Below are 12,495 nucleotides of genomic sequence, written 5' to 3'. Positions count from 1 at the left end.
AGCGATGGGCCAACAAGTGTAACACCGCGACTGAGCGTCGCAGACGAAAGACCATCGCAGGATGGTGAGCCCCCCCTTCACCGGCTTCCCGGTGATCAACCTGTACGTTCTGGAGAAGGCTTCGGCAGGGCTTCGGCCGATGGACTGGTCTCGGGCGGTGTTGGGGTCGGAATAGGTGGTGTCGCCGTCGGCGTCGTGCCCCAGAACTTGACCCAGTCTTCCCATCGGACCGGGTTGGGTACGGCGGCCTTCGCGTTCAGACCGGCGACGGCCATGAGCACGGTCTTGGTTCGGGCGTCGTCGATGCTCGCCAGCCAACCGCGACGAACCACGTCCGCGAATACGGCGTCTCCTTCGAGTTCCCAGGCCAGCACGAGCGGGTCGGCGGTGCCATTTGCCAACTCCACACCGACCCGCTGACAGCCGAGTGTCACTCGACCGAGCGAGAGGTGCGGCTCGTTCAACAGCGGGAACAATTCTCGTTCCACCAGATGGCTCAGCGATTCGGCGAGGTGGTGCAGTTCGTCGTGGACCTTCTCGACTTTCGCGGGCAGGTCGGTGGCGGAGTCGTGCAGCAATCGAAGTTTCCGGTAGAGCTTCGGCACGGTGCCCGAGTGGAAGCCGGGGCGGAACAGGCGGCGGACGGTTTCGCCGTGGTGCCCGACCGCGACCGGCTGAAGGTTCTCCGGGCGATTCGAGGCGTAGAGCCGCCAGTTCTCCTTCAACTCCCACGCGATGAAGCCGAAGATGCCGGGCACACCGTTGACCATCATCGCGACGTACCAATCCGAGATGCCGAGTAGTCCCGAGAGTTGCGGGACCATCGGCCAAATGACCTTGTGCGACACCGTCACGACCGGGAAGTGCTTCACCGGGTTGACCTGCGGCTCGACGAGCAAGTAAAACACGAACCGCACCACGTAGGCGATCGGGAACCAGACGACCGCGAGGACCGTCTTCAGGACGAGCGATTCCTTCGACTGCCCGTCGCGGAAGCGGAGCCATTCATCGACGGTGTACAGCAGGCGTTCGACGGCCGCGGCGATTTCCCGGAACAGCCAAACGATCCACGAGACGATGCCGGGGATGAGGCTGGCCCAGACGTAGCGGCCGGTGTCGAGAACGCCTTCCGCGAGCCGCTCGTAAATCTGCCGCCCGGTGGGGGTGACCAGCAGGGCAACCGACCCGACGAACGCCAGACCGCCGACGAAGACGGCCCGCGGGATCGAGAGGTCGTACAGCACGGCCACACCAAACACGCCCCCGCCGATCAGGAGCGGCAGGGCCAGATTCTGCCACAGCACCGTGACCACCCAACTCCGCACGACGGCCTGCACAGGTGGCAAGGCCCAGATTCGTTGGGGGAGCACGATGAAGGTGGCACTCAAGATCGTGCCGACAGCCCGTAAAACCCGGCTGGCGATTTCCCGCGTGGCCGGCGAGTTGACCAGTAGCAACAACGCCCCCCCGACGAGTAGCATCGACCACCACGTCACGAGGTGGGGGCCGTGGTGATGGGGGTGCGGTTCGGGCGGCGGGTCGATGAGCGCGGCCACCCGCAGGACGGCGTGGAGAATGTGTTGGAGGAACTCCAGCCCGAGGTACGCCCCGAGGAACGGCACGAACAGGTAGAGCGTGACGGCCCGGCCGGCCGGCGTGCCGAAGGCGGTCGCGCTCAACCGCTGGATGCCGCGGAGGTAAACTTCGCCGCGCTGGTAGATACCGAACAGGTCTTCGCCCAGCAGTTTGTCGGCGCGGAGGAGCGCGTCCCCCTTCCACAGTTCTCCCGGTCCGGACAGGTCGGGCAGTTTCAGATCGTTGCGGGCGAGCGCGTCCCGCAGGTCCGACAGCCGGAAGAACCCGCGGGAACAGACGCCGTCCAACAGCTCGCCGACCAGCTTGTCGCGGGCGATCCCGTCAACGCGGTTGTCCGGGACCAACCCCGCCCGCGTGAGGGCCGCGCGAACGACGGGGCCGAGCGTCTCGCGGATGCGCGATTCCGCCGCGTGCCGTTCTTCTTCGAGCCGTTCGTGCAACTCGTCCCGCACCGCTTGCGAAAGCTCCACCCGCTCGGTCTGCTTCTTCGCCTTCGCCAGGTGCCGCAGCAGAATCACGTCCCGGGCTTTATCAAGAGACTGCCGGAGGGATCGACGGCCCCAGGAGCGGAGCCACTCGAAGGGGGCGACGGCGGACAAGTGATCGCGGCGGTCGAGTGCAAGCGCCTGAAGTTCGTAGAGGGCTTTCGCGGCCGGGGTCCACCGCCCGCCCTGAGTGTGCGGGAGAATCGCCGTCAGAATCGCCTTCCAGTGTTCGGACCGTTCGCGGTCCCAGTGAAGGGCGTCGGCGAGCAGATTTCCCAGGCCGTCCCGGAGAATCGCAACGCCAACGGCTCGGTCTTCCGGCCGGCGGTAGTATTGGATGGCCGTCCGCACGACATTCCGCGAGTGGTCGAGGATGGCGCGCACGTCAACGTCGGGCGTGACAACCTCCTCTCTTGTTGGCAACGCTGGTAGAGGGGCCGTCGAGACTGCCGCTTGCGGCAGTCCCGCCAGGATCGATTCGTCAATGGGTCCGGCGGCCGCCAACAGTGGGAAGTAGTCCGCCAGTGCGGTGCGACGGTTCTTCGCGAGTTCCCAGAAGAGCGGAAGGAACGCCCGGCACACCTCGGCGTCCGTCGGCTCGGGCGGGAGCAAGCGCTCGGCCTGAAGCACGAAGCGAATTTCCCGGCGGATCGGTTCGGAGAGCGTGTGAAATCGCCGCGTGAGTTCCGCATCCGGCCACGCGGCGGGGTCGCCGAGAACCCTCAGTACCTCCGCCCGATTGAGGAGCCGGTCGTAAACCGTCAGGACTGTCGCGTCGTCGAGATCGTGGAGAAGCCGGTCGTCCGGCGGGGTGACGAGCAGCAGACTCGAATCGGCGTCGGTGATCAACTCCGAGGGTACGCCGAACCCTCGGGCGGCATCCCGGTCCACCCACACCGGCGCGTAAGCGGTCAGGGGCACGCGAACACCGGCCTTCACCATCGCGGCCAAGACGCGGTTCAGCATCCGCTCGGACACGAACCGCAGGTTCGGGGCGCGCCGGCGAAAGTGCCGTTCGAGTTCCCCCGGATCGTTCGAGAGCGTCGTCACGCCGCGATCTCCCCGACGCGGTAAGGCGTCGTTCAAAAGCTCGACGCACGGGTTGGACTCAACCCGTGCGTCTCAAGGTTGTACCCGGCCGGCCTTATCGCTTGAGCGAGTACAGGACGGCCGCCGTCGCGAGTTTCAACGCGCTTTCCGGTGTGTGCCCGAGGCACTCGGTGGACTTGTGGCGTTCGAGCGCACAGCCGATGTCGTACTTGCTGTAAATGACCACCCACCGGCCGTCGATCTTGACCCCTTCCAGGAGCGGCGGCAAGTCCTTGTACCCGCCGTCGGTACCGGTGCCGTCAGACTTCTCTCGCCGCTGGACCGACGTGATCGCCACGCCGTTGATCTTGGCGGAATAGAGTTCATCGTCCACCGGGATCGGTTCCAGTTTTCGCCCCTCGAAGAGCTTGGGGACGAGTTCGCGGAAGGACTTGTCGAACCCCGGCTTCCCGCAAGCCGCGTCGGCGAACAGCAGGCCGCCCGTGTCCAGGCAAGCCGCGAGGTTGGTGACTTCAGACAAACTCAGGTCGAACTCTTTTCGCCCATGCAGGTAGATGAACTTGTACTTATCGAGTTCGGGGTCGTTCGGTCGCACGAGTTGGGCCGCGAGCACGGTATCGACGCCAGTGCTCGTCTTGACGTGGGCCATCAGGTTCCGCATGGCGGCCGGGGCGGGCGGCGTCTCCGACTGTACGACCAACTGGGCCGGCTTGAGCGCACTCCGCGGCGGGCTGAGGTCTTTCTTCGGGTCGGCGGCGATGGCCACCTTCGTGCCGCGCTGTTCGGGCGGTTGCATCCCGGTCGCGTACGCGATCACATTCCCAGCGAACTGGTACGCCCGTTGGCCCTGGTTCTTCGCCGGCGTGCCCTTCGAGACCATGAAGCGGTTCTCTTCCCAGTACCCGGCGAGCGGCTTCGTGCAGAGAACGACGACCGTCTTGCAACCGCGTTCCATGCACTCGACGCCGGCGATGTCGGCCGGCGAGACACTGAAGAACGACCGCCAGATCGCGTGTTCCGGTTTCATCGGCTCAAGTTTGCTCTCCGGGAACAGTTCGCGCATCAAAGCGCGGAACTCGCGCGTGTACTCCTCGCTGCCGCAGCAGGCTTCCGCCAGCACGAAGCCGCCCTCGTCCACGTACTTCTTCAGGAGGTCGCGCTGCGCCCCCGTGAGGTTCGGTCGCGTGTGGCCGTTGAAGTAAACCACCGGGCACGCGAGGAGCGATTCGACTTCCGTCTGGAGTTTCTCGCCTGAGAGTTCGATCTTCCGGCCGTCGTAGACTTGCCAGGCCAAGTTCGTGCCGTTGAAAAGTTCACGACTGGCGAACTCGGTCAGGTTCCGCACGTCGCTCTGCTTGCGGTTCCAGCCGATCACGTTGTCCGGGTCGCCGAGCGTGTCGAACGCCAGTTTCGTCAAGAGGATCGGCGTCTTCCCTTTCGCCAGGAACATGAGCGCGAAACTCGTGGAGATCGTGGGGAACCGGTCGGCCGCCCCCCCTTCCCCGACCCACGAGCCGTTATCGTTCTGGACGCGCGTGAGGTAATCGCACCCCTCGCGGTACCAGTCGTACTTGCCGATGAACCGCTGGCCGGAAATGCGGCCGAGGCGTTCGAGGCCGTAGACGTTGTAATACACCGACTTCAGGCCGGGGGCGGTGTCGAACGAGAAGCGGTCGGAAATCCACTTCATCCCCTTGGCGAGCGGCTCGTTCGCGGTGTACACACCGCAGTTCGCGGCCACGCCGGTGATCTCGTTGAGCTGTTGCTGGCTGTCGTTCAACCCCATGCCGGCGATGAGTAGCCCGCAAACGCCGGCCGTGGTCATGGAAAAGCTCGGCCCGTCCAGGCCGCCGGCCGCGCCGCTGTAGTTGTAGACCCAGTGGCCGGCCGGCTTCTGAATGCGGATGTAGAGGTCGCGGATTTCTTCCCAGTGCTTGTCGTCGATCTTCACCCCCGCCTGCTTCGCGGCGTACAGGCCGAGCAATGCGTACTGCGTATTCGAGGCGTCCGGGACGATGTGCGACGGGTAGCTCCAGCCGATGAGTTTGCCCTTGTCGCGGATGCTGTTGGCGAGCAGCCACTCGGTGTTCTTCTGAATGCGGTCGAGGTCTTTGGACTTCTGTTTGGCCTCGGCGAAGGCCATCGTCGAGAGGGCAACGACATAGGTCTTCCGCGGTTCGAGCTTGCGGAGGTAGTCCAGCCCGCGTTGAACGACCTTGTCTTCCGCCGGCACGCCGCTCGTCAGCAGGGCGAGTGTCGCGAGCGCCGTTTGGCCTCCGACTTGATCGCCGATCGTTTCGAGGAGTAGCCCCTCCCAGTTTCCCTTACCGCCCTCGCGTTCGATGAGGAACTTCTTCCCCTTTTCGATCGCGCGGTTGACGCGGGTGACGAAGTCCTTTTCCGGATCGGCGGCCGACGCGAGAGTGGGGAATGTAACAGCTAGGGACAGCGCGACGAACAGAGTGCGGAAGCTGAGCATGACGTTCCTCGCCGGTACCGGGCGGACCGGGGGCAGTGGCCCCTCTCCCATTCTAACCTTCGTCGCGGCCGGGCGTTGATTTGATTTTCGCTCACCAGCGCAACGGCTTCTGCCAGGCGTCCTTGAGTTCCGATAACTTTGCCCACACCAGCCATTCGCCGGCCGACGATGCGATTCGGAGCCGTTGGTCGGCGACGGTCGTACCAATCTTGGCGAACGGAAGGCCGTCGAAGACGGCTTTCAGGTCCGCCGCCGATCCCGGCTTCGCTTCGAGAACGAAGCGAGTCGTCGATTCGCTGAAGAGCTTCACCCCGTCGGACAGTTCCCCTTCCGTCGAGATCGCCGCCAGGCCAGTGACATCGGCTCCGATTCCGCCGGCAAACGCCATCTCGGCCACCGCGACGGCCAGACCACCTTCGCTGAGGTCGTGGCAAGCGCGGACCAGACCCGATGTGATCGCCCGGTGAACGGCGGCGAAGAGCTTCGGGGCCTGTGTTAAATCCGGGCACGGCGGCCGGCCGCCGGTCGCCCCGTTGACGACGTGGTAGTGCGAGCCGCCGAGTTCGTCCTTCGTGACGCCCACGAGGTAGAGGTCGTTGCCCGCTTCCTTCAGGTCCATCGTCACGCACCGCGTCACGTCGGTAACGTGCGCCAGCGACGAAATCAGCAGGGTGTGCGGAATGCTGATCTTGCGGTTTGCGGAGCGGTATTCGTTGTTCAGGCTGTCCTTACCACTGATGAACGGTGTGCCGTAGGCCAACGCTACGTCGCGGCAAGCCTCGGACGTGCGAACGAGCGCACCGAGCATCTGCGGGTCGGTGATGTTCCCCCAGCAGAAGTTGTCGAGAATGGCCGTACGGGTCGGGTCGCCACCGACGGCTACGACGTTCCGCACCGCCTCGTCAATCGCCGCGGCGGCTGCCGCCCACGGGTCGAGGTCGGCGTAGCGGGGGTTTAGCCCGTTGCCAACGGCGATGCCGGTAGTGGAACCGAGGACCGGCGCGACCACCGCCGCGTCGGACGGGCCGTCTTCGACGACGCCAACGAGTGGCTTGATGACGCTGCCGCCCTGCACTTCGTGATCGTACTGGCGGATGACCCATTCTTTCGAGCAAACCGAGAACGAGCCGAGGATCGCCTTCAGGGCGTCCGTCGGGGCCAGGGGTTTCGGGGGCGAAGTCGCGGCGACGGTGGGTTTCGTCCACTCGGCCGAGCGAACGATCTCCGGGCGGCCGTCGTGCAAGAATTGCATGGACACGTCCGCGACTTGCTGCCCGTGGTAGGTGAGCTTCAACCGGCCGGTGGCCTCGAAGGTGCCAAGGACCGCGGCCTCGACGTTCTCCGCCTCGCACAACTTTCGCAGTTGTTCCCACTTCTCCGGAGCCACGCTCAGGACCATTCGCTCCTGCGATTCGCTGATCCAGATTTCGGTGTAGCTCAGCCCCTCGTACTTGAGCGGGCAATTCTCCAACTCGACGCGCGCGCCGAGATCGGCCCCCATCTCGCCGACGGCCGAACTGAAGCCGCCGGCGCCGCAATCGGTGATGGCCGTGTACAAGCCCCAATCCCGGGCTTGCAGGATCACGTCGAGGACTTTCTTCTCGGCGATGGCGTTGCCGATCTGCACCGCCCCGCCGCTGATCTTCTCCGACTGCTCGGTCAGCCCTTCGGAGGAGAACGTCGCGCCGTGGATGCCGTCGCGGCCGGTCCGCCCGCCGACCGCGACGATCAGATCGCCGGCCCGCACTTCCTTGTCGGCCTTGTCCACCGGGATCAACCCGACGGTGCCGCAGAAGACGAGCGGGTTGGCGAGGTAGCGTTCCTCGAAGTAGACGGACCCGTTGACGGTCGGGATGCCCATGCGGTTGCCGTAGTCGCGGACGCCGGCGACGACGCCGTGCATGACGCGCCGCGGGTGCAGCACGCCGGGCGGCAGCTCCTCCGGCGGGAAGTCCGGTGGCGCGAAGCAAAACACGTCGGTATTGCAGATCGGCTTGCCGCCGAGGGCCGTACCGAGAACGTCGCGGATGACGCCGCCGAGGCCAGTGTTCGCCCCGCCGTAAGGCTCGATGGCCGACGGGCGGTTGTGGGTCTCGACCTTGAAGCAGACGTGGAACTGCTCGTCGAACTTCACCACCCCGGCGTTGTCGGAGAACACGCTCACGCACCAGTCGTCGGCCCCGAGCCGCTGGCGGATCGTTTGCGTGGCCGCGAAGATCGTCTCCTTCAGCATGTTCTTGTAGTGCGTCGTCCGCGTCCGGCCGTCGATCGTCTCGGAGTAGGCGATCTGCCCCTTCAGCGTCTTGTGCGAACAGTGTTCGGACCACGTCTGAGCGATTGATTCCAGTTCGCAGTCGGTCGGATCGCGGTCCTGCTCCTGGAAGTGTTGGCGGATCGTCCGCATCTCTTCGATCGTGAGGGCCAGTTGGCCGTCCTTGCTCACCTTCATCAGCCCGGCGTCGTCGAGGCTCCGCAACGGCACGGTGATGAGCTTGAACGTGTACGGCTGGCCAAGGGCGAGGTGGTCGCTTTTCAGCGGGCCGATGACGACTTGTTCGATGGCGTCGTTCGCCAAAACCTTCCGCACCAATGTGTCGCAGTCCTGCGACGGTAGGTTCTCGTGCGAAAAGTACCGGCGGAAAGTCCGAACCTGGGAAACCGGCACGTTCAGGTCGTTCGCGGCCTTCAGCACGCTCTCCGTTACCGGGTCCATGACGCCGGGCTTGAGCAACACTGTGAAGGCGGGGTGGTCCAGGACCGTGCCGAGCGGCGAAATTTTCACACTTTCGACGAGCGGATCGACGAGCAACTCGTTGCAAAACCGCGCCACGTCGGGGGCCGCGAGGTTGCCTTCCAACAGGTAGCCGCGGCTGGACGCGGACACGAGGTCGCCGCCGCGGGTGCCGTGCGTCAGCAAGTCGAACTCGTCGCACACCCGTTCGCGTTCGGCGTCGCGGCCGAGCGGCCGGATTTCAACTTCCCAGAGCATCGCGCACCCGTTTCCCTTCGTTCAACCAGTGAATCAACCCCGGCCCGTCCTCAGCTTCGAGCAGCCGGCGGAACTCGTCAAACCGCTCCGCGAAGGCCGCACACGACGCCAACACCTCGCGGCGGTTCGTGCGGAAGATCGGTTCCCAGATGGCAGCCGATGCGGACGCGATCCGCGTCGTGTCCCGGAACCCGCCGGCCGACACGCACAGCAACGCGGGATCGACCACCCCGGCCAGCGCCGCCGCCACCGCGTGCGGCAGGTGGCTGACCAGCGCAACGGCCCGGTCGTGTTCCTCGGGGGTCATTGTCACGACCCGGCAGCCGATGCGTTCCCAAAATTCGTGAATGGCTTGCGACGCCCGCGGTGGGGTGTCGGCGGTCGGCGTGATGATCGTCACGCGGCCCTGGAACAAGTCCGGCGTGGCGTGATTCGAACCCTTCTTCTCGGACCCCGCCATCGGGTGACTGCCGATGAACGTCACGCGGTTCGGGAGAGGGTCGCGAAGGCGGGCGACGATTTCCGACTTGGTACTCCCGACGTCGGTGACGAGGCACCCGGCTTTCGCCACTTCGGCCAGTTCGCGCACCTGTTGCGGGATGAGATCGACCGGGGTGCAAACCACAACGAGGTCGGCGATGCGCACGCCAGCGGCGAGGTCGGTGGTGGACTCGTCGAGTTGACCGGCTGCTAGAGCCTCGCGCAACCGCGCGGCATCCCGGCCGACGCCGACGACCCGGCGCACAAGGCCGCGAGACTTCGCGGCCAGACCGAGCGACCCGCCGAGTAAGCCGACGCCGAGAATGGTCAGAGTGTCGAACAGCATGGGGCTATTTTTACGTGAATTCACCCGTGACGGCGACGACCCCCGCCGGAGTTCCCTCGCTCGGGGGGTTGCGATGACAGTTATCCGAATTACGCGGGATGGAGCGATTTTCGTCTCGCGTCGGCGAGTCGGGCCGCCACACGCACCGCCGAGACGAGGCTACTTGGATCGGCCACCCCCTTCCCGGCGATGTCGTAGGCCGTGCCGTGGGCGACGCTCGTGCGGACGATCGGCAGGCCGGCCGAGATGTTCACGGCCCGCCGCCCGCCGAGCAACTTCATGGCGATGTGCCCCTGATCGTGGTACATCGCGACGACGCCGTCAAACCGGGCACGGTTGTGCGGCAGGAAGATCGCGTCCGAGGCAATCGGGCCGTGGACGGAAATCCCCTCGCGGCAGGCGGCGGCCACGGCGGGGGCGATAATCGTGGCCTCCTCGTGCCCGAACAATCCGCCGTCGCTGGCGTGCGGGTTGAGGGCCGCCACGCCGATGCGGGCGGGTTGTCCCGTCAGCTTCGGGAGGAGGTCGTGCAGTAGGCGGATTTTGCCCAGGACCGTCTCCGGCGTGATGTGCTCGAAGACGCTCGACAACGCCCGGTGCAGTGTCACGTGCGCGACCGCCAACGGCAGGGCGTCGTCGTAGAGGAGCATCGCGAAGGACGTGGTGCCAGTGCGATCGGCGAGGATTTCCGTGTGGCCGGGGTAGTGGATGTTCGCCGCGTGCAGCCCTTCCTTGTGCAGCGGGCAGGTCACGATGCCATCGGCCCGGTTCGCGAGGCACTCGTCGATGGCGTACACCAGCCAGTCGTACGCGGCCCGCCCGGCCTCGGCGGTCACTGCCCCGACGGGGACACGGCTCAAATCAGCGGACGACGGGTTGTGGCACGGGATGTCGGCCGGCAGTTTCGCCGGGTCGCCGATTACGAGCGGCTGACAATACGCCGCCAGTTCGGGCCACGCCTTCGCAACGATTTCAGGCCCGATGCCGGCCACGTCGCCGAGCGTAATGAGGAGTCGTGGAAGCGTCATGGAGTAGAGGATATGCGCCGGTCGCGGAACTTCGCGTGGCAGTTCGTGCAAGCCAAGGCAGATTTCGTCACAAACGACCCTGAGTCACGACCGTCGCGAAGGACTTTCTCCAGTTCCTCGGCCCCCGTCAGTGCCTCGTTTAGCAGCCGGCGAAAGTCTTCGTTCTGCTGTTGTGTCGCACGGCTTAGTTCGCGGTAGTGTTCGACCAAGAGGATCGCATCCTTCGCATTCGGCTTTTTCTTCATCGCGTCCCACGTCTCATCGAGTTCGACCATTCGCTTCGTCAGATCGGGGATTTCCGCGACTTCACGAAACTCGATCTTGGCGGCGTCCAGTACCGGCGGCGTCCGTTCGGCGGCGGCGAACAAGCCCGCGTAACGCGGATCGGTTCCCGCCGCCTTCAGAAAGTTAACGGCCGTCGCGGCCGAACAGCTTGGGTCCAGGCAGCGGATGGCCGCAATCGTGGCGGACGGAGCGCGGTGCTTGCCGTGATGGCAGTGGACGTAGATCGGCCTCGGCAGGTCGCGGAGGGCCTTCGCGATCTCGACGAGTCTCGCCTCGGTGATGCCGTCGTACCCGATGGGAAGGTGGACGTACTGCAAACCGAACCGCTTCGCCGCGGCCACGTCCGGGGCCGCACCGTCCACCGTTACGACCGTGCGGATGCCCAACTCTTTCAGAGATTGATAGCCCTTGTCCCCCTCGGGCGCGTTACCACTGTAAACGTGATCGGTGACGCGAAAGACGTTGTGTAGACCCGCCAGCGCGACCGGCTTCGGCTCAATGCCCGCCGGGGACGGCAACGACGAGGACGTACACCCGCACGCTACGAGAACGAACAACAGCGGCAGTCGCGTGGTGGTCATGTTTCCTGCGTGGGTTGGGACTTCAGCGTGATGCGAATGACCTGTGGGCGACAGCGGAACCGCAACGGTTCCTTGCCACTCAGCCCTCGGCCGACGACCATCACCGTGCCGTTCTGTTCGAACACTCCCTGATCGAACCGCCGACTATACACACTCGGCACGAAGATCGAGCCGATGACCGGCAGCCGAACCTGCCCGCCGTGAACGTGTCCGCAGAGCATCAGGTTGATCTTGCGCTCCTGACCCCAGTAGAAGTTATCTGGCGAGTGACTGAGGCAGAGGTAGAACGCATCGCCAGTTTTCGGCTCCGGCTCATCCGGCGGGGGGAACCACGGTCCTTCGTGCCCGATGACCCGGCATGGCAGACCGCGAATGGGGATCACTTCGGACTGCCTCGACAGCATCCGGTAGCCGGCCTTCGAGAGTTCTTCCCGCACGCGGTCGGGGTCGTGATACTTGTCGTGATTGCCGAGGATGGCCAGGCCGTGTTCACGCCACTTCAACTGCCCGAGCAGAGGGCCGATCCATTCGTGATGCCAATCAGTGTCCACGAAGTCACCAGCCAGCGCGACGATATCGGCATGCGGTTGATTCGCGATCTCGTCTGTGACGCGCTGGAAGAATTCCCGTGACGGTGTGCCGTGAAAATGTAGGTCGCTGAGGAGCAGGATGGAGAGTCCGTCCCACGCGGCCGGGAGTTCTCGCGGCGTCAGCGTCAAGTCGGTGAAGTCCACGCGGAAGATATCATTTCCGGGCAGTCGAGCGAGACCGGCCCAGTGGCCATCGCCAATCAGTTTCTCGCCGAGTTTGGGCCACAGGTCGAGCGTCCGCGTGGTGACTTCCCGCAACGCTCGCGGCCGCGGTCGGAGTAGGCGATAAAGGGTAACGGCCGGAAATACGACAATCCCAAGCGGTGCGCAGACAGCAACCGAATATGCGACCACCATCCCACCCCACAGGCCGTTGATCGGCTGCCAATCCTCGGAGACGAAGTCGAGTCGGACGGCGGACAGGAGGAGCAACGGGGCCGACGCGATCACGATTCCGGTCAACAACCGCCACGGTTTCAGGAAGCGCTTTGAGAGCGGTCGGCCGTAGAGGTTGTTCAGCCAGTACGTCCAGAAGCAGGCGTGACCGACCCAAAGGGCCGCGAGCAGAATCGCGGGGACGATCATG

Annotated in this window: 7 protein-coding genes; all 7 read right to left on the bottom strand. The window is 65.0% G+C overall.

Features of this window, described 5'->3' with window-relative positions; genetic code table 11:
* Window positions 1–95: 95 nt before the first annotated feature.
* The gene (locus tag PX52LOC_RS25650; RefSeq protein ID WP_149112758.1) at window positions 96–3,131 is read right to left on the bottom strand and encodes a hypothetical protein; all 3,036 of its coding nucleotides are present in this window, start codon (window positions 3,129–3,131) and stop codon (window positions 96–98) included.
* Between the two features lie 94 nt (window positions 3,132–3,225).
* Window positions 3,226–5,610: a DUF4159 domain-containing protein gene (locus PX52LOC_RS25645; RefSeq protein ID WP_168219199.1), complete on the bottom strand. Its 2,385-nt coding sequence runs from the start codon at window positions 5,608–5,610 to the stop codon at window positions 3,226–3,228.
* Between the two features lie 91 nt (window positions 5,611–5,701).
* On the bottom strand, window positions 5,702–8,599 hold the full coding sequence (gene purL / locus PX52LOC_RS25640; protein WP_149112756.1) for a phosphoribosylformylglycinamidine synthase subunit PurL: 2,898 nt from the start codon (window positions 8,597–8,599) through the stop codon (window positions 5,702–5,704).
* On the bottom strand, window positions 8,583–9,425 hold the full coding sequence (locus PX52LOC_RS25635) for a prephenate dehydrogenase (RefSeq protein WP_149112755.1): 843 nt from the start codon (window positions 9,423–9,425) through the stop codon (window positions 8,583–8,585). Before PX52LOC_RS25635 ends, purL begins: the two co-directional genes overlap by 17 nt.
* Window positions 9,426–9,514: 89 nt before the next feature.
* Entirely contained in the window at window positions 9,515–10,453 is a 939-nt protein-coding gene (pdxA, locus tag PX52LOC_RS25630; RefSeq protein ID WP_149112754.1) for a 4-hydroxythreonine-4-phosphate dehydrogenase PdxA, read from the bottom strand.
* On the bottom strand, window positions 10,450–11,319 hold the full coding sequence (locus tag PX52LOC_RS25625) for a protein-tyrosine phosphatase family protein (RefSeq protein ID WP_149112753.1): 870 nt from the start codon (window positions 11,317–11,319) through the stop codon (window positions 10,450–10,452). The genes pdxA and PX52LOC_RS25625 overlap by 4 nt, the downstream gene beginning before the upstream one ends.
* A complete protein-coding gene (locus PX52LOC_RS25620; protein ID WP_149112752.1) occupies window positions 11,316–12,494 on the bottom strand; it encodes a metallophosphoesterase in 1,179 nt (392 codons plus the stop codon). Before PX52LOC_RS25620 ends, PX52LOC_RS25625 begins: the two co-directional genes overlap by 4 nt.
* Between the last annotated feature and the right edge of the window lies 1 nt (window position 12,495).

The organism is Limnoglobus roseus, from assembly GCF_008254045.1.
GTDB classification, from domain to species: domain Bacteria; phylum Planctomycetota; class Planctomycetia; order Gemmatales; family Gemmataceae; genus Limnoglobus; species Limnoglobus roseus.
Note: the sequence above shows the minus strand (reverse complement) of the source record. Positions and strands in the feature narration are given on the sequence as shown.